General features: G+C 41.5%; 27 protein-coding genes and 1 tRNA gene. 14 read left to right on the forward strand and 14 right to left on the reverse strand.

Annotation, left to right across the window (positions count from 1 at the left end):
• Window positions 1–3: 3 nt before the first annotated feature.
• From PROVALCAL_RS15755 to PROVALCAL_RS15775, 5 genes are all read right to left on the reverse strand, one after another.
• Window positions 4–285: a hypothetical protein gene (locus PROVALCAL_RS15755; RefSeq protein WP_006660318.1), complete on the reverse strand. Its 282-nt coding sequence runs from the start codon at window positions 283–285 to the stop codon at window positions 4–6.
• A gap of 4 nt (window positions 286–289) precedes the next feature.
• Window positions 290–1681: a DEAD/DEAH box helicase gene (locus PROVALCAL_RS15760; protein ID WP_006660319.1), complete on the reverse strand. Its 1392-nt coding sequence runs from the start codon at window positions 1679–1681 to the stop codon at window positions 290–292.
• A gap of 93 nt (window positions 1682–1774) precedes the next feature.
• A complete protein-coding gene (locus PROVALCAL_RS15765) occupies window positions 1775–2632 on the reverse strand; it encodes a hypothetical protein (RefSeq protein WP_006660320.1) in 858 nt (285 codons plus the stop codon).
• A 52-nt stretch (window positions 2633–2684) separates the two neighbouring features.
• Complete coding sequence (locus PROVALCAL_RS15770; RefSeq protein ID WP_006660321.1) at window positions 2685–2954, reverse strand: PDDEXK family nuclease; 270 nt, start codon at window positions 2952–2954, stop codon at window positions 2685–2687.
• On the reverse strand, window positions 2938–3165 hold the full coding sequence (locus PROVALCAL_RS15775; RefSeq protein WP_006660322.1) for an ANR family transcriptional regulator: 228 nt from the start codon (window positions 3163–3165) through the stop codon (window positions 2938–2940). Before PROVALCAL_RS15775 ends, PROVALCAL_RS15770 begins: the two co-directional genes overlap by 17 nt.
• A 106-nt stretch (window positions 3166–3271) precedes the next feature.
• Between PROVALCAL_RS15775 and PROVALCAL_RS15780 the strand changes: the two genes are divergently transcribed.
• Complete coding sequence (locus PROVALCAL_RS15780) at window positions 3272–3463, forward strand: hypothetical protein (RefSeq protein WP_006660323.1); 192 nt, start codon at window positions 3272–3274, stop codon at window positions 3461–3463.
• A gap of 71 nt (window positions 3464–3534) precedes the next feature.
• On the opposite strand, the gene PROVALCAL_RS15785 is transcribed toward PROVALCAL_RS15780, so the two are convergent.
• On the reverse strand, window positions 3535–5592 hold the full coding sequence (locus PROVALCAL_RS15785) for a DNA polymerase (RefSeq protein WP_006660324.1): 2058 nt from the start codon (window positions 5590–5592) through the stop codon (window positions 3535–3537).
• Window positions 5593–5614: 22 nt separating this feature from the next.
• Between PROVALCAL_RS15785 and PROVALCAL_RS15790 the strand changes: the two genes are divergently transcribed.
• Window positions 5615–6181, forward strand: a complete 567-nt coding sequence (locus PROVALCAL_RS15790) for a hypothetical protein (RefSeq protein WP_006660325.1) — start codon at window positions 5615–5617, stop codon at window positions 6179–6181.
• Here the strand turns inward: PROVALCAL_RS15790 and PROVALCAL_RS15795 are convergent.
• The 6 genes from PROVALCAL_RS15795 to PROVALCAL_RS15815 all read right to left on the reverse strand — a co-directional run bounded on the left by PROVALCAL_RS15795 (window position 6173) and on the right by PROVALCAL_RS15815 (window position 9706).
• Complete coding sequence (locus tag PROVALCAL_RS15795; RefSeq protein ID WP_006660326.1) at window positions 6173–6724, reverse strand: DUF2815 family protein; 552 nt, start codon at window positions 6722–6724, stop codon at window positions 6173–6175. The genes PROVALCAL_RS15790 and PROVALCAL_RS15795 overlap by 9 nt on opposite strands.
• A gap of 15 nt (window positions 6725–6739) precedes the next feature.
• Window positions 6740–8026, reverse strand: a complete 1287-nt coding sequence (locus PROVALCAL_RS15800; protein ID WP_006660327.1) for a DUF2800 domain-containing protein — start codon at window positions 8024–8026, stop codon at window positions 6740–6742.
• Window positions 8027–8782, reverse strand: a complete 756-nt coding sequence (locus tag PROVALCAL_RS19795) for a hypothetical protein (RefSeq protein WP_006660328.1) — start codon at window positions 8780–8782, stop codon at window positions 8027–8029.
• 9 nt (window positions 8783–8791) lie between these two features.
• Window positions 8792–8926 carry a hypothetical protein gene (locus tag PROVALCAL_RS20180; protein ID WP_006660329.1) on the reverse strand — a complete coding sequence of 45 codons (135 nt, stop codon included), beginning with the start codon at window positions 8924–8926 and terminating at the stop codon, window positions 8792–8794.
• Between the two features lie 28 nt (window positions 8927–8954).
• The gene (locus PROVALCAL_RS19800; protein WP_006660330.1) at window positions 8955–9575 is read right to left on the reverse strand and encodes an Nmad5 family putative nucleotide modification protein; all 621 of its coding nucleotides are present in this window, start codon (window positions 9573–9575) and stop codon (window positions 8955–8957) included.
• A 63-nt stretch (window positions 9576–9638) separates the two neighbouring features.
• Window positions 9639–9706: transfer RNA gene (locus PROVALCAL_RS15815), tRNA-Tyr, on the reverse strand.
• 197 nt (window positions 9707–9903) lie between these two features.
• Between PROVALCAL_RS15815 and PROVALCAL_RS15820 the strand changes: the two genes are divergently transcribed.
• Window positions 9904–10395 carry a hypothetical protein gene (locus tag PROVALCAL_RS15820; protein ID WP_036982262.1) on the forward strand — a complete coding sequence of 164 codons (492 nt, stop codon included), beginning with the start codon at window positions 9904–9906 and terminating at the stop codon, window positions 10393–10395.
• 366 nt (window positions 10396–10761) lie between these two features.
• Here the strand turns inward: PROVALCAL_RS15820 and PROVALCAL_RS15825 are convergent, their stop codons facing one another.
• On the reverse strand, window positions 10762–11436 hold the full coding sequence (locus tag PROVALCAL_RS15825) for an XRE family transcriptional regulator (protein ID WP_006660332.1): 675 nt from the start codon (window positions 11434–11436) through the stop codon (window positions 10762–10764).
• A gap of 137 nt (window positions 11437–11573) precedes the next feature.
• On the opposite strand from PROVALCAL_RS15825, the gene PROVALCAL_RS15830 reads away from it, so the two are divergent.
• The 4 genes from PROVALCAL_RS15830 (at window position 11574) to PROVALCAL_RS15845 (ending at window position 15381) form a co-directional block, all read left to right on the forward strand.
• Window positions 11574–11774 carry a helix-turn-helix transcriptional regulator gene (locus PROVALCAL_RS15830; protein ID WP_006660333.1) on the forward strand — a complete coding sequence of 67 codons (201 nt, stop codon included), beginning with the start codon at window positions 11574–11576 and terminating at the stop codon, window positions 11772–11774.
• A 3-nt stretch (window positions 11775–11777) separates the two neighbouring features.
• Complete coding sequence (locus PROVALCAL_RS15835; RefSeq protein WP_006660334.1) at window positions 11778–14036, forward strand: virulence-associated E family protein; 2259 nt, start codon at window positions 11778–11780, stop codon at window positions 14034–14036.
• A gap of 263 nt (window positions 14037–14299) precedes the next feature.
• Complete coding sequence (locus tag PROVALCAL_RS15840; RefSeq protein WP_006660335.1) at window positions 14300–14731, forward strand: antiterminator Q family protein; 432 nt, start codon at window positions 14300–14302, stop codon at window positions 14729–14731.
• 329 nt (window positions 14732–15060) lie between these two features.
• Entirely contained in the window at window positions 15061–15381 is a 321-nt protein-coding gene (locus PROVALCAL_RS15845; RefSeq protein ID WP_006660336.1) for a hypothetical protein, read from the forward strand.
• 36 nt (window positions 15382–15417) lie between these two features.
• Here the strand turns inward: PROVALCAL_RS15845 and PROVALCAL_RS15850 are convergent, their stop codons facing one another.
• Window positions 15418–15828, reverse strand: a complete 411-nt coding sequence (locus PROVALCAL_RS15850; RefSeq protein WP_006660337.1) for a hypothetical protein — start codon at window positions 15826–15828, stop codon at window positions 15418–15420.
• Window positions 15829–16202: 374 nt separating this feature from the next.
• On the opposite strand from PROVALCAL_RS15850, the gene PROVALCAL_RS15855 reads away from it, so the two are divergent.
• The 7 genes from PROVALCAL_RS15855 (at window position 16203) to PROVALCAL_RS15880 (ending at window position 20946) form a co-directional block, all read left to right on the forward strand.
• Window positions 16203–16472 carry an HP1 family phage holin gene (locus tag PROVALCAL_RS15855; protein WP_006660339.1) on the forward strand — a complete coding sequence of 90 codons (270 nt, stop codon included), beginning with the start codon at window positions 16203–16205 and terminating at the stop codon, window positions 16470–16472.
• A complete protein-coding gene (locus PROVALCAL_RS15860) occupies window positions 16472–16942 on the forward strand; it encodes a lysozyme (RefSeq protein ID WP_006660340.1) in 471 nt (156 codons plus the stop codon). The genes PROVALCAL_RS15855 and PROVALCAL_RS15860 overlap by 1 nt, the downstream gene beginning before the upstream one ends.
• The gene (locus PROVALCAL_RS19805; RefSeq protein WP_006660341.1) at window positions 16924–17097 is read left to right on the forward strand and encodes a hypothetical protein; all 174 of its coding nucleotides are present in this window, start codon (window positions 16924–16926) and stop codon (window positions 17095–17097) included. The genes PROVALCAL_RS15860 and PROVALCAL_RS19805 overlap by 19 nt, the downstream gene beginning before the upstream one ends.
• Before the next feature lie 20 nt (window positions 17098–17117).
• Window positions 17118–17567 carry a lysis protein gene (locus PROVALCAL_RS19495; protein ID WP_117584524.1) on the forward strand — a complete coding sequence of 150 codons (450 nt, stop codon included), beginning with the start codon at window positions 17118–17120 and terminating at the stop codon, window positions 17565–17567.
• Window positions 17568–17644: 77 nt separating this feature from the next.
• Complete coding sequence (locus PROVALCAL_RS15870) at window positions 17645–18196, forward strand: terminase small subunit (protein ID WP_006660344.1); 552 nt, start codon at window positions 17645–17647, stop codon at window positions 18194–18196.
• Window positions 18189–19424 (forward strand): PBSX family phage terminase large subunit, encoded by a 1236-nt coding sequence (locus PROVALCAL_RS15875; RefSeq protein WP_006660345.1) that lies wholly within the window; start codon window positions 18189–18191, stop codon window positions 19422–19424. Before PROVALCAL_RS15870 ends, PROVALCAL_RS15875 begins: the two co-directional genes overlap by 8 nt.
• Before the next feature lie 4 nt (window positions 19425–19428).
• The gene (locus tag PROVALCAL_RS15880) at window positions 19429–20946 is read left to right on the forward strand and encodes a phage portal protein (RefSeq protein WP_006660346.1); all 1518 of its coding nucleotides are present in this window, start codon (window positions 19429–19431) and stop codon (window positions 20944–20946) included.
• Window positions 20947–20962 lie beyond the last annotated feature (16 nt).

The raw sequence follows: 20962 nt of genomic DNA on the forward strand, positions 1-20962 counted from the left end.
ATCCTATTTTTGAGTATCCAATTTAAAGAGTTCAATGATATTTGCATCGGGGCAATATTCTTTAACGAGCTCGATTTGCTTTTTGTCTTTAGTAAAGTTTAAGCCTCGAGCGTTCCGATATTCCCAAGCGTAGGGGCTAAGTTGTTGGTACTTGAGCAGTTCATCACATATTCTATAAATCAGCTCCGCAGGGAATGAAATATAATCATCATCCATACTGTTCATAGCATCGCGTGATTCATATTTAATTTGCCGTGTAGCTTTAATTAGCTCATCTTTTTTCACGGTATTACTTCCTCTTCATTGCTTCTAACAGAAGGTCTTGTATTTCTCGCTTAGAATTACGGCGTTCCATAACAACTTCGTCCATTGTGCCTGCGGCGATAAGATGGTGAATAAATACTGGTCGGTTATAACCGGCTTGAATTTGTCGAGTAGGGCCGATACGTTCGATGATTTGTTGGTATTGTTCTAAATCCCACCAATGCGAGAAAAAGACCAGAATATTACCGCCATCCTGCAAATTTAAGCCATGACCCGCACTAGCAGGGTGTGCAAACAGAATCGGTATTTTGCCTGCGTTCCAATCACGTAATGTTTGAGGATCCGCATCTAAGTTTCTACCTTTAGGAAAGGCTTTTAATAAACGCTCAAGGTCGTGCTTCCAGTGGTAAGCAACGAGTATCGGCATACCGCCAGATTCGCTAATGATACTTTCCAACGCCTGAATTTTGGTATCATGCAGCTCTACCCAATTTTTACTATCATCGGTATAGATAGCGCCACTGGCGATTTGTAAACATTTTACTGTCTTAGCCGCCGCGTTTAGGGCTTCAACGCCTTCGTGTTCTAGCTCAAGAAACATTTCTTTTTCCATTTCTTGATACTGCTTTCGGGCTTTAGTGGGGAGCTCAAGTTTAATAATATTGTGGATAGGCTCTTCAATATCGAACCAATCAGCGGCATCTAGAGATATCGTGACATCCCGTAAAGCATCTTGCATTTGCTCTTGAGCAAAAGGCCAAGGCTCTAACTTAGACCACTGTTGACCAGGGAATTGAATGTTGTTGAACCAACGCGAAGTAAAAGCGCTATAGGTTCTACCTAATCGCTGACCCTGATCGACAAACCACGCTTGCCCCCACAAATCAATCAACCCGTTAGGGGAAGGTGTTCCAGTCAAATTTACCCATCGATGTACATGTTTGTGAGCTACTTTTGCTAGTGCTGCGGCACGTTTGCCACCTTTACGAAGTCTAAATGACTTTAGCCTTGTACTTTCATCGGCAATGATAGTTCCAAAAGGCCAATGCTCACCGAATATTTCAACTAGCCAAACAAGGTTATCGTAATTAATGGTAAATACACTGGCATTGGTATTTTTGATAGCTGCCATACGTTCTTTGGCAGTACCAATAATCGGTTGCACATCAATATTGCGTAAGTGATTCCATTTAACCGCTTCGTCTGGCCATGTTGAACTTGCGACTCGTAAAGGAGCAAGAACTAAGGCTGGCTGTGTTTCACTTCCAGCCATAAACAAATATTCTAGGGATGTCAATGTTGCTACTGTTTTGCCCATGCCCATACCTGCCCAAACATTCGAGCGTTTAATATCAATTTCGTGGCTAAGTATGAGATCTTGATAGGGGCGAGGGGTGAAGTTTTTAGAGAAATTCATGTTACGCCAGTTAGTTGGTATTAATTGTTGGACAAAAAAAAGAGCATTCTTACTTTATGTAAGATTGCTCTTTAATAAGTACTGTGCGGTTATCTAATTTTTATTTTTGAAGGTTTTATCAAGAAGATGTTGTAGTTTAGTTCTTTCTAGAACCCCCAAATGATTTTGGGAAATTAAAAAGATTTCGTTATCTTCATCACCTTGTGCAGCAAGTGAAATACTATAACCTTGTGTATTTAAAAAATTACATATTTTATCTAGCGTGACATGTTCATTAGGTTTGATGAAGGAATACTCATACCCTTCGTGCTGTATTTGAACACCATTTCTAGACGGTAAAAGATGGTTGAAACGGGAATTGCTTTTTATATTATTCAGGATTAAATTTCTTAGATCTTTAATTTCAGATGCGAGGAATTCAGTACTAGAAACTTCTTTTTCATCTAACTGTGCAACCTTGAAAGTGCCAAAATGTTTTAAAAACGTAGTAAAATTAGGGTCGTTTTGAGATTTTTGGTATGTATCAATTATTTTTTGTTTAAGTTTTTCTTGAAATGAATTAATACTTTGGTAACGTAAATCAGATGGGTATTCTAAATGTTCAATAGGTGATATATCAAAACTATAGGATGTTTTATTGTCTTTAATAATGATTGTTGGTTTATCAAAAGCAAGTCTCATGCCTAGTTCAAACATTACATTTGCATTTCTACTACTAATATCACAAATAACAATAGGATTGTCATAAATATTTTGAACTATTCTTTTTTGTATAACGCCTATGTCATCGTCAAAACTGACAAGGTTCGGCTCGAAATTAGCCGCTTTTGCAGCTTCATATATTATTGCTCGTACGTCTTCCCAGTGAGAAGTTGGGTATCCATCAGTAGGAGCAATAGGCATAATTACGCCACATATAGGTAAGGCTGATGGTGTTTTTTCTTTGACCATAATATCTGTGCATCCTAAATCAATTAATATATTAACTATCTTATTATTTAATTTATAAAACTCCAGTTAAATCCTTACTATCCAAAACGACAACGTGAAACCCTAATGCAAAAAGCCTCGCGTGTTCCCGTAACTGATCGGGGCGGGGCTTCTCACCGGGTGCTTTACACTCAACGAAAATGATTTTGCCATGAGGCAAAAGTACGATCCTATCTGGTACGCCTCGACGACCTGGGGAAGTAAATTTATAAGCGATACCGCCTACTTTTTTCACTTTATAGACCAAGTGCCTTTCGATTACATCTTCACGTATTTTGCTCATTACTAGTGCCTTTGTACATTTCACGTTTAAGTTGTTTCATACAAAAATCGGAGCGGTGTTCACTCCAAATTTGATTGTTTCTTGCTCGTGCGAATCGATGTGCTTGCAACCAAGCCGTAGCAGCCTCGAAGTATTTTCCGGTTTGCTCAAGACGAATAGCATCCCGAGCCGCGCGGAAATACAACGGGCTATCGTTGTTTATGAATGTCATATATTTTTACCTATGATTGCAATCAAACTAGATCATGATCATTTTTAATTACTAGTATTTATGGCAGTTTTAATAATTAAACTGTGGCTTTTTGGAGACTAGCAACATGGCTAAAGTAGAATGTAAAGTTTGTGAATACGTATATGATGATTCAGAAATAGATTATTGTCCTCGTTGTGATGAAACAACTCCTCCTAAAGGTACTCAATGCGAGTTTTGCGATAACTTAGCGACTTCATATGTTCAAGATCATCCCGTTTGTGATGATTGCTATGATGATGCGTATCCTGTTGATTAACTAATTTAGATGCCGCAGTGCTGGATTATTGCGGTATCTCCGTTTAAATAAGAATTAACAGTTATCATCCTTTAATCCTTCCTATAGTGATAAGCCTCAAAACCTCCGGCGCTAAGCGGGAGATCTAAAGCCCATTCGGGGTTAGTAGCAAGTAACTCAGATAAGTGTTCATGATTGAATGCGGGGTTATCGGGAGCCTCAGTCAATACTTCATCATGTACTGTGAGCACGATGTCATAGCCGTGATCTTCAATTGTTGGCATGTTACCCGCGAGAACATCACGCGCTGCTGCTTGGGTTACGTTCTCCACCAATTTCCCACCGTAGGTTTTCAAACGCTGCCATTTGCGGCTATACGGGTTAACGCCCATATAACTGATTTGACCGTTATCATTACGCGGGGATGGGTAGCAAACTGCACGACCCGAAGGTAAAACAATACGTAACCATGCTTTATCACGTCTAACTTTAAGCTTACGGCAAGGAAAGGTGATCCCCGGAGACGAAATTGCATGACGTACGGTATCTTCTAACTCATACCAGAAAGAGACCGTTTCGGGATGAGCATTTCGCCACATGCGCTTAAGTGAATCGCAGGTGATAAATACTGTTTCACTTAGCCCGTAGGTTTTCTTGGTTTCAACGGATTTTTGATACCAGCTAAGCGCATCGTGTTTTACTTTTGGTGGAATGTTAGGTAATGCGGCTTCGGCAAGTTCATCTAAATCTAGACTATATGTGAGGGCGAATGTTAAAAATGCTGCAACTCCGCCGCCGTATCCTAAGCCTAGTTCCATCACTTTACCGATTTGGCGCATATGTTTATCAACATCCTCAGGAGAAATATTGAATGCTCGAGCATAGGCTAATTTATAGAGGTCAGCGCCGATGCCTTTATCGAATTCACTGAACGCTGTAATCTTCCACGCTTCACCTGCTAGCCAAGCGAGCATACGTCCCTCGATATTCGAAAGGTCAGAGACAACGAGCTTTTTACCCTCTGGCGCCATAATGCAACCACGCAAAGTCGAACTGGTCAGTTGCATAATGTCATCGTAAATGAGATCTGCACATCCTGCCTTTAATGCTTCAATACCCTTATCAATGGTATTTTGGTCGAGTGTTGGCCTTGGTAAATTTTGAGGTTGAAACAAGCGACCTGCCCAACGACCAGTGCGAGAAGCACCGCAAAATTGCAATGTTCCGCGTAAACGACCATCGGAGCTTACACCATTCATCAGCGCTTTGTACTTACTGGTGCTGGTGGTACTGGACTGTAATCGTATGGCTAATAGCTCACGTAACGGCAAAGGAATATCCGGATCATTGATACGGCGTTCTAATGTGCTTTTTTGCATATCAGGCAAGTCGACCCCAAAAGCGGCAGAGATATGTTGTAACAGCGCATCACGCTGTGTTGCTGCTTGCACTTCATTATCTGTCAAATCTTGGGTAAGTTTGGCTAAGCGCTTTTGCTCAATTTCAACTGCTTCAATGGCTGCGGTGGCGAGTTGAATATCCATATACACACCGCGATCGTTAATTCGTTGGTCACGATGCCAGTGTTCTAACTCATTGTCGCAGTAATTCCAACTTGGTAAACGCTTATGCACTTCACGCATGGCTTCGATATCTAGCCCCGCGTAAGCAACAAAACGCTTCCATTCTTCGGGATGGGTTTTACTTGTGGCACGACGTAATGCTGAGTTTTTAGGTCGAGGCTTACAAAATAACTGTATTAGGGCCTTACCCTCTTTATCTTTGGCTTTATCCAAAGGAACGCCAAGTACTTCACATAATGCGCCTAAAGCACCGGGTAGACCGTGTGCTAGTGCTTGTACCATCGTATCACGCCAACGACTAACATCTATTTTGATACCGCTATGGTTGAGCATGGTGCGGTCAAAATGGCTGTTATGCGCATAAATAATAGTGTTAGGGTCTGATAACGCTTGCTTTAATTCAGTAGGTATAGGGGATTTATCTGTAACATCCCACACTTGAACTAAATTGTTGTTTAACGCCCAAGCAAAAAGCATAATTTCAACAGTTTCCGCATAAGAATGCGTGCCGTATTTAATTGGCTTTTCACTGAATGTTTCGAGGTCGAGCCAGAGTGTATTTTTCATATTGTATAAATTAAGGTTTGTTATGATTTTAAAAAAGATAGATGGACGTTTGATTATTTCTATTGCTTCATTATTAATTGCTTTTTTCTCTCTTTTTATAAGCTATCAACAATATAATTCTCAAAATATAAATTACGAAAAAGAGGTCCAGCCTTATGTCACCATCGTCCCTACGATTGATCCCGAAGTAAATAAGCAACTAGGGTTTTATTTTTTTAATGGGGGGTTAGGGGTTGCTTATGTAAATGAATTAAAGGTTACAGATTCTAGTGGGATGGAAACAAATTTGACTTCTTTCGGGAGACATCCAACAAAAGTATTAAAATCTATAATTGATGATGGTGATAGTTATTTACGGTATGGAATGCCGATAAAAGGAACACCTATTGTTATAAATACAATGGAACCTTTTATTACTTGTAATAATACCGAAAATTATAGATTCAATTGTGTTCCTTTTACTAAATATATGGAAAAGGCCATGGGTGACAATATTTATAACTTTGAAATTACTTTAATTTATAGTTCTATTTACGGGAAGAAATACGAATATTCCTTCCCGTCTAATATAACAAGAGAACTAGATTAGAGATTCTTCCTCTTCGGCGACACTTAAGTCGTCGAAGTCATCTTCACTCGCGACACCGCCACCTGCGAAGGCGTCACCATCACGGAAGAACTGAACACCACCAAGTGAAGCTGAAATACCTTTGCCTTGGTTGTCGTAGGCAAAAATAGTGATAGTTGCATTGACGTAGCAGCCTGAGTAGGGGCGTCCATCTTGTGCAGTTAACGGAGTGCGGTCACGGTCAATAACAAGCGGTCGCGCTTTGTTGCTTGCACCGATGTACATATGATCTGCATAACCGTCGTACTCAATCTTCTCGTCACCATCGCGGAAGTTAAAGCGCATTGAATTACCGCGAATGGATTTGAGAACCGCATCGGCTTTGGCTCCCCATTTTGCTGTAGCCACTTGTTTAATCGCACTTTCAATCGCTTCGATTAAATCTGTGCGATTTTTTGGGATGAGAAACGTAGCGCGGAATTTGTAATCGCCTTGCCCGTTAACTTGGGTTGCTTCGAATAGGTCAGGGAATGCCAAGCGGACGTTGGATAATTTAACTTTCATATTGGGTACCTTTAATTAAATGAGGTCAGCGGCGAGTGAATCGTCGCTTACATCGTCGAAATCGTTTTCTGGGTTGATGACAAGAGCGGGGCGTGGATCTGATTCAAATGCAACAACGGGTTTACCTTCGGCTCGGGTAATGAGCGATTCTAGTTTTGTCCAGCGACGAGGGTTGTCTTTCTTGATTAGCTTTTCGGCTTGCGTAGGGCTAATCAACTTCATGTTGTACATTTCTTCACGCTTAAGTCTGAAGGCTTTTAATGTGGCTTCAGCTTCGGTTTCATTGCCCCAAGTGCGGTTACCTAATTTACCTGTGACCAGTTTTAATCCTGGTATGGTGTGCCCAGAGTTGAGTTCGTCAGAGACACGAATACGTAAGGTCTTGCAGAAGTTCTCTACAAAATCGAGGCCTTTGTAAATCTCAGCTAACTGAGATGGTTTAAGTACAGTGATACGTTGCGGTGCTTCGCTAAGCTGCCCTTCCAGTGGTGCGGTTAAATCAACAAAGTCACCTTTCACCAGTTCAAGAGCGTGTTGTGCTTCGGCTGCACATAAACCGCCTTTGGCTTTACAGAAGCGACACTGTTTTTCACCCGGATTGAAGCTTGTTGGTGGCAGTGTATTTACGCCTTCACATTCAGCTATTGAGCAAGTAACAACCGCTTCGGTAGCTGCTTCTTTTGCTCTCTCACCAAAAGCAATTAGCTCATCAACTGTTAGCGCCCACTCTGAAACGTGATTTAAGCGTGGCTGGTGGATGAATAAACGAACGGTTTTGAAGTCGTAAAGCATACTGAATTGGTCTAAAGCACCTAAGGCATAAAGCTGTAATTGCTCATTGTTTTCAGCGTCAACTTTAACGCCTTTGCCGTATTTCAAATCGTGAATTTGTAGTTCATCAGGATCTAAAATAATGGCATCGGCGGTACCGAATGAGTTTTCAACACCAATGACATCCGAGAAATCAACTTTCTGCTCAATTAACAGCTCTTTGCCCTCGGCTAATGACCAAACAGTTTCGACATATTGTCCTACGGCTTCGACCATTTCTTCGTTAACTTGAGGTGTATCCGCTTGGTTTAACGGATAAGTCCCTAAGTAATCAGAGGTGTTCTGTCCTAAATTACCTGAGCCTTCTTGTCGGTTGCGTAAAACACATTCACCCAAAGCATGGGCGGCCGTACCTTCTACTGCAAAAGGTGAGCCTTTATCAGGAACCGTTGATTCTAAGGCTAAACTCCCACTGCACACCATCCAGCGGTGCGCCGATGATGGGGAGAGCCGTGCATGGATATCAGGCATTTATCCCTCCAATACTTTTTTAGCTAGCTCGATCACTTCTGAGAGTTTATCTTCTGGCACTTGCCCTAATTTCTTGGCATTGAATTTAGTGAGAATTTCAACGGCTTCATTACGGTAGCCACCTTTTGCTAATTGCAGAATAAGTTTTTCCGCTTGTTCAAATAGCATTTTGGGATCCGTATTTTCTGGCTCTGGCTCTGGCTCTGGCTCTGGCTCTGGCTCTGGCTCTGGCTCTGGCTCTTTGCTAGTCGTTTTACCTTCGCTAAGTAGTGATAGTGCGAATTCACTGCGTTCAGTGATACCGGTGATTTGGTCCCAGTTTTCGAGCATTTCTAAACAAAGGTCGTGGATAGTTTCACTTGGTAAAGCTGCTACTTCTTTTAGATTGGAAAGCGTGACGTATAGCGCATCAATTTGACCGTTACGTTTGTCGCCAATTTCAGCCAAAGCATTATTGATTTTTTTGAGTTGAGAAGATGTTATTTCATTGAAGCTACCTTTGAACATAACGGCATGCGCAACAATGTGACCTAAATTAAGTGTACTGAGATCAACCGGTTCATCAGTGACTTTTGCTTCAGACTTAGCAACCTCTTTTTTATCGGTAGCTGCTTTAGCTTCAGCTTTAGTAGGCTGAGGTTTTTCATTTGGTTTTAACGTTGAAGTTGGTGTTTGCACAACTGCGCCTGATTGTATCGTGGCAATTAATTGGCGTATGACTTCGGTGTTTTCTTTAATTGCTAGTTCGAGACTCATTTTGATACCTCAAAGATACAAGGTGATAGGGAAGGTGGTATTAGGGTTTTGTTTAAGGGCTTCACGTTTTTGTTGATAACGTAAACGGCGAACGTTGTTATTCATCGGAAATTTATCCGATGGCAAAATTTGGGCTTTTTTCATTGAATTATTTCCGATGGATAATAAAGGTTTATTTTTTATCAGTTGGTAAACCGATTAATTTATTTAAGTCTTCAACTTGAAGTGCGGGTAACGTAGAAGTTGATTTACTAATATCAGTTGGGATAAGTTCTTTCGATTCCGGCCATATTTCAATGAGTCGTTTAATTGTAGTTACTGAATTTAAAGCAACCTGCACGGTTGTGTTTATTTCGGTTTCTTTCTCTTTAAGCTTATTTTCTTTTTGAGTGAGTTTTTCAAAGCGTTTACTTAATTCGTGGTCAGCAGGGAATAAACACTTATTATCATCAGGAGTTAATAAATAGATATCCTCACCATTATTATCTTTGCCATATCGCAAGCGTACTCGCTGCCCCCCAAAGGCAGGACGAAGTGAATTACTTTCCGCATTGTACACGCCTATATAAGAATTCACTTCTTCCTCAAGCATTTTTAAATTAGATATAGCTACTTCTAATATTAACTCCATTTTTTTTGCTTTATCTTCACCGCCTAAAGCTTCCATTCGAACATCTAACGCGAATTGGTTAAATTCTTTTTTCAACTCTTCTTTTTGTTTAAAAACACCAGCTTTAGCCAGCGCATTATTTTTAATACTATCTTTAATTGCATTAGTTAATCGTACAGTCATGGTTTCTGTCCTTAATTAAAGGTAATTAATTTTAGTGATTGGCGGTAGGTGCTGATCTCCTACTTACGTGACGGGATTCGAACCCGCAACCCTAGCTTTATGGCCTCGCTCTACCTTTGAGCTACACGCTAACAATCGGTACACTCGGCCTAGGAACCCGATCACCCTCATGCTTAGCTAATCAGTCTTAGCATTCACCAATCACTAAAATTAACTGATGCCTGAACTATCTTTACCTCATCAGGCGGCTGAGGTTCCTACATTCCGCAACGTAAGAAGTTTGTGTATAATTCATCCACCGCAACGTAATAAAAGGATTGAATTATTTATGTCCGAAGAAAAAGGGATAGTTGGTAAAATTACCGACATGATTTCTGGTTCGGGAAGTTTTTTAAAATCAGCATTTGGTACGGTTAAAGAAATTCAAGAAATGCATGTGGATTATGCAACTAAAGAAAAAACTTATGAGTTGCTTGATAAAATGTACGAAGCTAAAAACCAGCAAATGGAATTACAAGATCTTCTTATAGTGGCTAAAAATCGCATCATTGAGCTTGAAGACATTATAAATCAACGTGCTGACTGGGAAGAGGAAAAATCTAACTATGAACTTTATTACCCAATGCCTGCTACTGTTGTTTACAAACTCAAGATAGATAGCAAATCGAATCAAAAACCTCACTATCTTTGTACTAAATGCTATGGCGCGCATATGAAGTCGATACTTCAGTATAAAACTCTCGGTGGAATGGGGGGAATTGCTATCCTTATTTGCCATACTTGCTCCTCTGAGTATAAATTTCTGAATAAAGATCTTTAAAGCAAATCTATTACTCACCATAGGCCACTCATTGAATGGCCTATAATTAGTTTTTCTGCGTTTGTACAAACCCTAAATGCCAGTGTTGCCCATTCCTTGCCGTTCTCACTCTCGTGCGGAAGTAACCTTCTTAACAAACAGATCGTGCCTGTTAATACGTCGCATTTTTGCGTAGGGGTCTAAACAGATGGCTTTGTACTGTTCCGACTTTCTAGATTGTTAAAGAGCAAAAAATTACATCTATGCGTTTTCGTATTGTTATACAGGTTTGAATTATCATGGTCAATACCATTTCGTATAAATTTAAAGAATAAAAAAAGCCACTTTGGTATAAGTGGCTATAACAAAATGAATTAATTTGTAGAGTTAATCACACTTTTCGTACCATAAGGATGGTTTTGCAATACCTGCGACATAGTGAATTTTATCAACTTTGATTTGTTCTACTTTAATCGGTGGGTGTGCATCATTGATAGATGATAAATGAATATAACCATCTCTTTCGTATAAGTAAGTTTTTACCATTGTTTCTTCGGTTGAAGTAACTAGTAGGACTTCATCCCCTGGTCTATAGGTGTGATTTGGTTCAATGATAACAAACTCTCCTTCTTTTATACGAGGGATCATTGAATCCCCAACACATAGAAGTGCATAAGCGTCAGGGTCACTAGTAGGCCAGTGTATGTAACCTTCTCCCATCCCTATAGGGTATTGAAGATCTGACCAACATCCACCTTCTCCTAATTGTGCTCTACCTACGACAGGGATTGATGTGTAGTTAACACTTATAGCGCTTTGGGGAACCCCGTTTTCTTTTTTGGTTAAGTCAGCATCCGTTAAGTCTGTTAAAGGTACGTGGAAAAAGTCGGCAATATTTTTGACAACGCTTATTTTAGGATCTTTTACCTCTCCACTCAGCAGTCTATGCATAGTAGGTTGATGCATTTTTAAGCGTCTAGCTAACTCAGTATGATTTGAAATACCTTTTGTATCCATCAGATGCTTTATGTTTTTAATTAATAATTCGTTGATATCGTTCATTTTCTTACGACCTATGTAATTTTATAAAGTCATAATTATACGTTAACGGATATTTTACGATATAAAGTAATGCAATGTTGTATTGATTTGTCTATACGAAACCGTATAGAGTATGGGCATTATATAGGAGAATACCCATGCATGATAAAAGCCCACAAGAAATGTTAGAGACTATTACTGGCTTTGGTTATACCCAAACACAAATACAAAACCTTACAGGTGTACGCCAAAGTATTTTGTCTCGTATTTTATCTGGTAAACATAAGGACCCTAGAAACTCTAACGCAAGAGCTATTGAGAAGTTATATATCGCGGTTATCAATACTCAAAAGGCTTAACCTATGCGGATCACTTATTCAGTAGGGCGCTCCGCTAGAGATAACCGTCCTCAATTAGCGCAAGCGTCTAGCTTTGATGAATATAAATTGGCTATCAAAGCGCTTAAAAAAACGATTAATGTTTCTCCGAGTGACTCAACAGAGGTAATGCGAGAGAAAAAGGCACGTCTCAATTATATTTGGGGTGCGCTGATCAATAAGACCAAAGGGCGTAGTGCGGCTAATGCTGGTAATCGTCATGTTCTTTGGTTAGATATGGATGGTTGTTCTTTAGATGCTTGGAACACGTTAAAAGGTGTTTTGAGTATGTATCGTTGTTTCTGTTATACGACAGCTAGCCATGAACACCCAACTGCCAATAATGTGCAACGCTGGCGTATCGGCATTATGCTAGATAGTAGCGTGACGGCTCAAATGTATGCGGAATTAGGCCCACGCGTTGAACAAGAAATCATGGACTGTTACGAGCTACTTGATGATGAACCTATTAAATGGGATCGCTCTGTCTATGAACCATCACATATGGTATTCGCCCCACACGAAGGCGCTCAATTCTTAGAGTTCGATGGTGCGGTGATTAATGTTTGTACAGTTCTAGCATCGGAACTTGTATTGCACAGTAACGCTGCAGATATCTCCGATTTCGATGTGGTATCGGATGATGACCTGTCGCGCTTGGTCGATCTAGACAATATCAACAGTCATACCTTTGATGATATTCGCTCTGCGCTTTGGCATCCGCAGGTATTACGCCTTGCCGAAAATTACCCAACTTGGGTTGATATGGGTAACCGCTTGGCATGGTTCAAAAATACTGATTATGAAGATAAAGCCAAATCACTGTGGGTTGAATGGTCCGCGAAAGCAGAAAAGGGTGATGAAGAAGCCGCAATAAACAAGTGGTCCCAACTCTGCGCCGACCGTACCGGTTATCAAGCGATATTCACCCTAGCCCAAAAAGAAGGATGGGTTAACCCTGGCACGGAACGTTTAAAAACAGCGGTTGCAACTGCAGACGATTTTGATGATATCCGAGTCGCTAATGAGCCGATGCCACTACCTTCATTTAAGCGTGATAAGTATGGCCAGATAGAAGCGACTATTGATAATGTGGCTAAAGCGGTTATGCGACCTGATTTTATCGATATCGAAATTCGCTTTGATACCTTTCGCGATGAAATCATGTTTGCACCAACCGGTACCAACGAGTGGCAACAATTTAGTGACGCGGATTATTCACGTTTACGTATTGCCATGGAAAAGCGTGACTTCAAACCCGTAGGCCGTGAGCTGATCCGCGATGTTGTTTTACTTGCCGCTGAAGAAAACCAATTCGACTCTGCTATCGAGTGGCTTACTAACCTCGAGTGGGATGGCATTAAACGTGTTGAGCAGTTCTATCATACACATTTCGGTGCTGAGGACACACCTTATACCCGCGCCGTTTCTCTCTACATGTGGACGGCTATGGCAGGTCGTGTAATGGTACCCGGTATTAAAGCCGACATGGTACCAATCTTAGTTGGTGCTCAAGGTTGCGGTAAATCTTCGGGGGTGGCGGCATTATCCCCTGATCCGACTTTCTTTACGGAAATCTCGTTCGCTGAAAAAGACGATGATTTAGCCCGTAAAATGCGCGGCCGCTTAGTCGCTGAAATTGGCGAACTACGCGGACTCAGCACTAAGGATCTTGAATCTATCAAGGCTTTTGTTACCCGCACACATGAGAACTGGATCCCTAAGTTTAAAGAATTCGCCACACAGTTCCCACGCCGTTCATTAATCATTGGTACTACTAACGAGGACGAGTTCTTAGCCGACCGTACAGGTAACCGTCGTTGGCTGCCTGTTGAAGTGATTAAGGTCAATGTTGATGACATTACACGTGATGTTCTTCAGCTGTGGGCCGAAGCGCGCGAAATGTTTAAAGCTGACGGTATCCAATATGAAGCTGCTGAACATTTAGCCGCTCAGGTTCACGAGAAGTACACCATTAAAGATGCTTGGTTAGAAATTATTGAACGTTGGTTAGATGAGCCTGATTTAATGACAGGCGAAAAACCGCGAACTCGTAGTTTTTTACGTGCTGCCGAAGTTTTGCGAGAAGCGTTGAACCTTGACCCTAAAAACATTTCAAGACGCGAACAAATGCGAATTGGTAATGTTTTGCAAAATTGTGGGTATAAATCGGTACAAAGACGCGTCGAGGGAAAGGTAACTCGTGTCTATGAGCCACCTGTAACGACCTGTAACGACCTTTAACTATTAGGTCGGTACACTTAATTAATTGATTTTTAAAGCTTGTACCAACCGTACCAACCGTACCAACCATTTAAGAAACTACACATACATAAGTATATAAGGCTCTAAAAGGTATTAATAGAAAAGGGTCGGTACAGTTGGTACAGGTCGGTACAGCGATATATTAGTAACTTTTTACACATTCCAGTTAACCAAATGCATTTTGTCGTTATCGATGCTTGAAATTGGGCGCAACTGGTACAGAAAAACACAGGTCAGAAACTATGAGCAGAGACATACAGAAAATTTTGACACATTGGGGCGGTTGGTCGGCTGGCGATCATTGCGCTGCGGTGGGCTGGTCATCAGTGGCGGCAGGCTTTAGCGACTATTCGCCAAGCTCTAGCGGCAATAGGCTATCGTGTAGCGATGAAGACGGCTTAGTCATTGACTTATGCGTTGCTAAGCTCGCTACGGTAGGCATGGAGCGTGAACGCGCCTATCTTGAAGAATATTACATCAAGGGTAAATCTAAACGTGCAATTGGGCGCAAGTTCAAAATACGAGAGGATGAAGTACGTAGGCAGATGCAAATTGCGGAGGGCTTTGTTTTAGGCTTCTTAGAAGCGCTTAATATTCAATTGGATATAGATATTTTGTATAAAAAACAATCAATCAGTGCGCTAAAGTTAGTGCGGTCGCAAAATGTGTGTTAATCTGACAAAAATGGTTTTCTGTCCACGGCAAAGGCTCTCAAGTTTGAGGGCCTTTTCTTTTTGGGTTTCCGCAAGAAAATTATCAAAAATAAACCTTACGCCTTAGGTTTTAGCTGAACTGCAATAGTGATGATTTGTTAATAAAATGTTATCCGCGATAAACGGTAAAAACGGCATAGAAGATAGTGATTTTTAACCTTTTGGGGTGACATTTTAATTGAGTTCAAAAATCGCGGGGCGTGTAAGGGTCATTATGTTAAATAGCACCGTTTTTCACGAAATTATCTAAAAGTCACTTCGGGGGCTTTTTTGCTTTCTGAGGTTCATCAATGCAAATACCTACTGAATTAGTGTTTAGACCCGCCAGTGAGCTGCCTACTGAAGATTTAGACGGCAGGGATGTGATCCTTATAAATCCTTGTGATGGTTGGCACCTTGGTATAGTTCGCGTGGAAAAAGAGGGTGATTGGGTTCATATCGGTATTCGCCCTTGGATGGGATCAGAAATGACACCTCATGATTTTTATGTTGCTTGGGCGCTTTTACCTAGCCTTGATGATCTGAGCCAAAAGTACGATGGTGAGCGATATATGAATCGCCATTGTTGCATATGTAAGCGGCGTGATCATTCAACGGCAGAGCACAAATAGTTGGTCACTTAGGTGGCTTTTTCTTTATCAGAACTACTAGGTTGCTTTCTTAACTTTTGGTAAGTCACCTGATATAAAAGCCATAAACTTTTCCCAGAAGCTAAGTTTCACTTCAATAGGCTCTCCAAAAGTTAGTTGCGTACGAATTTCAGCTGCATTAACTAGTGAAATCCAGACATTTGAATCACTAACTTGAGTACTTATTAATTCTTCTGTTAATTGTTCATCAGGTGCTTTAGACATATATAGGTTTAAGTAGTTTATTGCTTGTTTTCTAGCTGACTCAGAGGCTTTTTCAAATGAGAAAGCCATTCTTATCGATGTGATTACCGCGATACATATACCGATAAACACCTGATTTCCTAAACTTCCAATGACGGAAGAACCGAGCAATAAAAGTAGACATGACAACAATTTATCTATTCTACCAAGTAGCACACTGAACATTGTGTGTAGCCGGTATGAGTAATAAATCTGGTATAACAATTGTGCTCGGTTCATAGTTCCTCACTGTCCTTTGTCGGTGCCTCCGTTTGATTTGGAGGTTTGATTGGTTTGCGTTCCTGTTTGCTGCGACTGTTGTTTCGCTTGTTCATATATCGTTTTAGCTAGACCTGGTGGCATACTGTCTCCAACTGGTATGCTACTGGATTTTTTCTTGTAGCTCATGTGGTTCCCTTTTTTGAATTGTTACGTTTGGCGATTTAACAATATCAGATAAGGTAATGCGTCGCCAGTCGCTTAACTGGCCCCATCTCAAAGATCACTTCGGTGGTCTTTTTTATTAACTAAATCTCAGGCACTCCGTAGGGGGTGAAATCATGCGTATGGATAAATATAGCAACGCAGCCTACGGTAGTGCTGGGTTAACAGCATTTTTTGCGAGCCTCTCACTTTATGAATGGGGCTTTATTATCGGAATGGCGTTCAGCATGATCTTAGGCTTGGCGACTTTCTTCATGAATAGGCGGGAACAACGAAAACGAACCCGTCTATTTGAAGAGCTGGTCAATAAGACAGACCCACAAAACCCCTCTGCCACCGCTCGAAAAGCCGCCGAATTAATGGCAAAAGCCCCTAAGGATATCTAATGTCACTCAAACAAAAACTAACTGTGCTTGTTAGCGCAGGGGCTACGGCTATCGCTCTAACAGTGATTGCACATTTTGAAGGTGTTAGATATGAGCCTTATGAAGACGTGGGTGGTGTACTGACGGTTTGTTATGGCCACACAGGAAAGGACATCATTCCTAATAAAGTTTACTCAAAAGATGAATGTAATGAACTGCTTGAGTCAGACTTTCAGCGCACGAAACAGCAGGTAGATAAGTTGGTTAAGGTGCCAACTGACGATTACACCAAAGCCGCGTTGTATTCATTTGCATTTAATGTTGGTACCGGCGCATTTGCTAAGTCGACAATGCTTAAAAAACTTAACGCGGGTGATCAATACGGTGCCTGTGAAGAATTAAAAAAATGGGTTTACGCTGGTGGAAAGGTATGGCGTGGGTTAGTTAATCGCAGAGAAGCGGAGGCAGCTATATGTCATGGAAACCTATAGTGGCTGTAATTTTCTTTATGCTGCTAGAGATATCAACGATTGTATTTGGTGCCTACAGACTCACTGACAATACATGCGGTTTTGATAAAGCTAGTTTAGAAAAGCGTTGTCAAAAAGCTATCGACCACTACAAAGGGCGACAAGTTAATTTTTAATCTTCTGTATGGTAACAGCCATGAATACAGTCAGAATAGCGTTATTTATTGCTGCGTGGGTGGCCATATGGGGAATGTGGAAACAACACGAAAGGATAGGTGAGTTAAATACTAAGAATGCCGAACTGCTCGTTGAACTGACAGAGCAAGTCAAAATCAATGAAGATTACCAAGAACGTGTTCAAGCGCTCTATAAACTCGATACAAAACATATTCAGGAACTAGCTAATGCAAAAAGTGAAATTGATAAGTTGCGTATTGCTGTTGAGCATAATCCTGAGCGGGTGTACATCAAAGCCAGTTGTAAAAAAGCCGAAGGTCCTAGCACCTCCGGCATGGATGATGCAGCCACCGCCCGACCTACTGACTCCGCTATCCAAAATTATTGGTTACTCAGAAACAGAATTGCAGAATTAACGCGAATGGTATTAGGACTGCAAGATTATATTAAAACGCAGTGTGTTCGGTAACCCATATGCACAATTCTACAAATGCCATTCGATGAGTGGCATTGATAAAATTTTGTATAACAAACAGGTTAATCACAATGACAACAAAACTCTCGCAAAAACAAAGAATGTTTTGCCATGAGTATATTGTCGATCTCAATGCAACCCAAGCTGCCATACGCGCGGGCTATGCACCTAAACGCGCTAGCGAAATGGGCTACAAGCTATTAAACAAACCTAATGTCTGTGCGTTCATTGATGAACTGAAACAGAACCGTATCAAACAGTTAGGTATTGATGCTAACTATGTGCTTATGCGGTTGGTTGAAATCGACAAAATGGATGCGGCAGATATTTTTAATGATGATATGAGCCTTAAACCTATTCTCGATTGGCCCGAAGTCTGGCGGCGTTACCTTAGCGGCTTTGATCTTGCCGAAATGTTTGAAGGGCGGGGCGATGACCGTGAAATGGTTGGCTTACTCAAGAAAATTAAGTGGCCTGATAAAGTGCGTAATCTTGAGTTATTAGGCAAACACGTATCTGTGCAGGCTTTCCGAGAACAACTGGATCATCAATCTTCTGACGGCTCAATGACTCCGAAGCCTACAACTATTCAACTTGTTCCTGTGGAGCCTACGAATGAGTAGTGCGGTACAACTTCCTATACCTGCTAAATTAGCGCCGTTATTTATAGCTACGAATAAACGATATCGCTGTTCTTATGGGGGAAGGGGGAGCGCTAAAACTAGAACATTTGCGCTCATGAGTGCGGTTAGAGCTTATCAAGCATCGAATAACGGCGAATCAGGGGTGATACTTTGCGCTCGTGAGTTCATGAACTCCCTTGAAGAATCCTCGATGGAGGAAGTCAAACAAGCGATACGAGCGGTTCCCTGGTTAGCAGCCCATTTTGATATTGGTGAAAAGTACATTAGGACCGTTGACCGAAAAGTTAGTTATGTTTTCTGTGGGCTACGCCACAATTTGGACAGTATAAAATCTAAGGCAAGAATTCTACTTTGCTGGGTTGATGAAGCTGAAACTGTAAGTGAAACAGCGTGGCAAAAACTGGATCCGACAGTACGTGAAGACAACTCGGAAATATGGGTAACGTGGAACCCTGAAAAAGATGGTAGTGCCACGGATAAACGGTTTAGAAAGAATGCTAGTGATGACTGCATTACCGTAGAGATGAATTATTCTGACAATCCTTGGTTTCCTTCGGTATTAGAAGGAGTTAGGCAAAAGGATAGAGAGAGACTAGATGATGCAACTTACGCTTGGGTGTGGGAAGGTGCTTATTTAGAAAACTCGGAGAAACAAGTCCTCGCTGGTAAGTACGAAATCAGGTCTTTTTCTGATGATTTATGGAAAAAAGCAGACCGACTGCTATTTGGTGCTGACTTTGGTTTTGCTAAGGATCCGAACACGCTATTACGCCAATTCATTTTAGATGATTGTCTTTATATTGAATACGAAATGTATGGGTTAGGCATTGAGCTTGACCATATGCCAGCGTTTTACGACAAGATACCTGAATCACGTAAATGGTCTATAAAAGCTGATTCAGCGAGGCCTGAAACTATCAGTTATCTCCGGCGTCAGGGTTTTAATATCTCTGCTGCTAAAAAATGGCAAGGTAGTGTTGAAGATGGAATAACATTTTTACGCGGATTTAAGCAGATAATCATTCATCCCCGTTGTAAAGAAACAGCAAAAGAAGCTCGTCTTTATTCATATAAAACAGATCGTATTACAGGTGAAGTATTGCCTGTGATTTTGGACGCTAACAACCATTGTTGGGACGCTGTTCGATACGGATTAGATGGATATATCAATAAAAAAGGCGGGAGTTTTTTCACAACCAAGAGGTAATTCTATGTGGCCGTTTAAAAGGCGAAAAATTGCAGAGCAGCTTGCACCGCCGAAGCGGTCAGCATTTACCACAGATTTGTACCCTGCATTAGCAAAAGAGAAGGGATTTAACGGGTTAGATTTGCCGCAGCCGGTGATTAATGGCGTGGGGATGGACAGTATTGATACTTCCGTGCCGTCATTCAAAGGTGAGCAAGTTTATGGTGTGCCCGAATCACAGGCGGCGTGGTATGCGAGCCAAATGTTCATCGGCAACAACATGTGCGCCATCATTGCGAAACATTGGTTGGTAGATAAAGCCTGTAATATGCCGGCTCGTGATGCCATTCGCCAAGGGTATGATATTGATTGCGATAATGACGATGACAGAGCTATCAGTAAAAAGCTGCGTAAACGCGATAAAAAGTACCGTATACAGCATCATTTGAAGGAGCTGATTCACTTTGGGCGCGTGTATGGCGGTCGATTAGCGCTATTTGTAGTGGAAACCTCAAACCCGAAAGAGTGGTATGAAAATCCGTTTAATCTCGATGGCGTGACCAAAGGAATGTATAAGGGGATCAAGCAAATTGACCCACAATGGGTAACGCCTGATTTAACTGACTCCAACATTCAAGACCCTGCCAGCATGGATTTTTACGACCCCACGTATTACATCATTGGTGGTCGTAAATACCATAAATCGCACTTTGTTAAGTTTGTGCCATTCCCTGTGCCTAATGTACTTAAGCCACTTTATAACTACTTTGGCGTATCTGTGCCAGAGCGTATTTATGAACGGGTCTATGCCTCCGAACGTACAGCCAATGAAGCGCCACAACTGGCAATGACCAAACGGCTATTAACCATTGGTATGGCTGATCCTGAAGGTGCAGATAAGAACACCATTCAGGAAAACATGCTTTATTTTATGGAGATGCGCGATAACTACGGTGTGCAAGTGATGGGGAAAGAGGACGTCGCACAGCAGTTCGATACTTCGTTAGCGGATTTAGACGCCACCATTATGACGCAATACCAGCTGGTGGCAGCGGCGGCAAATGTGCCAGCAACTAAGTTACTGGGTACTACGCCAAAGGGCTTTAATGCGACGGGTGAGTATGAAGAGTCGAACTACCGTGAAGAGCTAGAAAGCATCCAATCAAACGACTTAGACGAGCTTTTACAGCGACATTACGACATGTTGATACGCAGCGAAGATCTACCACTAACCGAAATATCAGTGACGTGGGCGCCACTCGATAGCCCAACGGCAACAGAGAGCGCCGAAATTGAGCTGAAATCAGCTCAGACGGATGCGGCTCTAGCGGCTACTGGCGCCATTGATGGGTTAGATATTCGTAAAAAAATCGCAGCAGATAAAGCGTCGAGCTATTACGGTATTGATGTAAACGAGGACGATTATGTCGAGGCGAATACGAATCCGAACGAAAAAGGAGAGGTGGGCAACCTCCCGACAAGCAGTCTTGAAGGGAAATCCCCTGCAGTATTCAGCAGCGCCGTCCAGCCGTTACCATCGTGACATGTCACGGTTAATT

The sequence above is a fragment of the Providencia alcalifaciens DSM 30120 genome (assembly GCF_000173415.1).
GTDB classification, from domain to species: domain Bacteria; phylum Pseudomonadota; class Gammaproteobacteria; order Enterobacterales; family Enterobacteriaceae; genus Providencia; species Providencia alcalifaciens.

What these genes read in the sequence shown, in the direction of transcription:
- PROVALCAL_RS15770 (WP_006660321.1), bottom strand. Translation starts at nt 2,954, where the DNA reads ATGAGCAAAATACGTGAAGATGTAATCGAAAGGCACTTGGTCTATAAA.
- PROVALCAL_RS15850 (WP_006660337.1), bottom strand. Translation starts at nt 15,828, where the DNA reads ATGTTCAGTGTGCTACTTGGTAGAATAGATAAATTGTTGTCATGTCTA.
- PROVALCAL_RS15820 (WP_036982262.1), top strand. Translation starts at nt 9,904, where the DNA reads ATGTCCGAAGAAAAAGGGATAGTTGGTAAAATTACCGACATGATTTCT.
- PROVALCAL_RS15765 (WP_006660320.1), bottom strand. Translation starts at nt 2,632, where the DNA reads ATGGTCAAAGAAAAAACACCATCAGCCTTACCTATATGTGGCGTAATT.
- PROVALCAL_RS19800 (WP_006660330.1), bottom strand. Translation starts at nt 9,575, where the DNA reads ATGACTGTACGATTAACTAATGCAATTAAAGATAGTATTAAAAATAAT.
- PROVALCAL_RS15845 (WP_006660336.1), top strand. Translation starts at nt 15,061, where the DNA reads ATGCAAATACCTACTGAATTAGTGTTTAGACCCGCCAGTGAGCTGCCT.
- PROVALCAL_RS15875 (WP_006660345.1), top strand. Translation starts at nt 18,189, where the DNA reads ATGAGTAGTGCGGTACAACTTCCTATACCTGCTAAATTAGCGCCGTTA.
- PROVALCAL_RS15775 (WP_006660322.1), bottom strand. Translation starts at nt 3,165, where the DNA reads ATGACATTCATAAACAACGATAGCCCGTTGTATTTCCGCGCGGCTCGG.
- PROVALCAL_RS15785 (WP_006660324.1), bottom strand. Translation starts at nt 5,592, where the DNA reads ATGAAAAATACACTCTGGCTCGACCTCGAAACATTCAGTGAAAAGCCA.
- PROVALCAL_RS20180 (WP_006660329.1), bottom strand. Translation starts at nt 8,926, where the DNA reads ATGAAAAAAGCCCAAATTTTGCCATCGGATAAATTTCCGATGAATAAC.
- PROVALCAL_RS19495 (WP_117584524.1), top strand. Translation starts at nt 17,118, where the DNA reads ATGAATACAGTCAGAATAGCGTTATTTATTGCTGCGTGGGTGGCCATA.
- PROVALCAL_RS15880 (WP_006660346.1), top strand. Translation starts at nt 19,429, where the DNA reads ATGTGGCCGTTTAAAAGGCGAAAAATTGCAGAGCAGCTTGCACCGCCG.
- PROVALCAL_RS15780 (WP_006660323.1), top strand. Translation starts at nt 3,272, where the DNA reads ATGGCTAAAGTAGAATGTAAAGTTTGTGAATACGTATATGATGATTCA.
- PROVALCAL_RS19805 (WP_006660341.1), top strand. Translation starts at nt 16,924, where the DNA reads ATGTCATGGAAACCTATAGTGGCTGTAATTTTCTTTATGCTGCTAGAG.
- PROVALCAL_RS15790 (WP_006660325.1), top strand. Translation starts at nt 5,615, where the DNA reads ATGATTTTAAAAAAGATAGATGGACGTTTGATTATTTCTATTGCTTCA.
- PROVALCAL_RS15870 (WP_006660344.1), top strand. Translation starts at nt 17,645, where the DNA reads ATGACAACAAAACTCTCGCAAAAACAAAGAATGTTTTGCCATGAGTAT.
- PROVALCAL_RS15830 (WP_006660333.1), top strand. Translation starts at nt 11,574, where the DNA reads ATGCATGATAAAAGCCCACAAGAAATGTTAGAGACTATTACTGGCTTT.
- PROVALCAL_RS15760 (WP_006660319.1), bottom strand. Translation starts at nt 1,681, where the DNA reads ATGAATTTCTCTAAAAACTTCACCCCTCGCCCCTATCAAGATCTCATA.
- PROVALCAL_RS15825 (WP_006660332.1), bottom strand. Translation starts at nt 11,436, where the DNA reads ATGAACGATATCAACGAATTATTAATTAAAAACATAAAGCATCTGATG.
- PROVALCAL_RS15840 (WP_006660335.1), top strand. Translation starts at nt 14,300, where the DNA reads ATGAGCAGAGACATACAGAAAATTTTGACACATTGGGGCGGTTGGTCG.
- PROVALCAL_RS15795 (WP_006660326.1), bottom strand. Translation starts at nt 6,724, where the DNA reads ATGAAAGTTAAATTATCCAACGTCCGCTTGGCATTCCCTGACCTATTC.
- PROVALCAL_RS15800 (WP_006660327.1), bottom strand. Translation starts at nt 8,026, where the DNA reads ATGCCTGATATCCATGCACGGCTCTCCCCATCATCGGCGCACCGCTGG.
- PROVALCAL_RS15860 (WP_006660340.1), top strand. Translation starts at nt 16,472, where the DNA reads ATGTCACTCAAACAAAAACTAACTGTGCTTGTTAGCGCAGGGGCTACG.
- PROVALCAL_RS15835 (WP_006660334.1), top strand. Translation starts at nt 11,778, where the DNA reads ATGCGGATCACTTATTCAGTAGGGCGCTCCGCTAGAGATAACCGTCCT.
- PROVALCAL_RS19795 (WP_006660328.1), bottom strand. Translation starts at nt 8,782, where the DNA reads ATGAGTCTCGAACTAGCAATTAAAGAAAACACCGAAGTCATACGCCAA.
- PROVALCAL_RS15855 (WP_006660339.1), top strand. Translation starts at nt 16,203, where the DNA reads ATGCGTATGGATAAATATAGCAACGCAGCCTACGGTAGTGCTGGGTTA.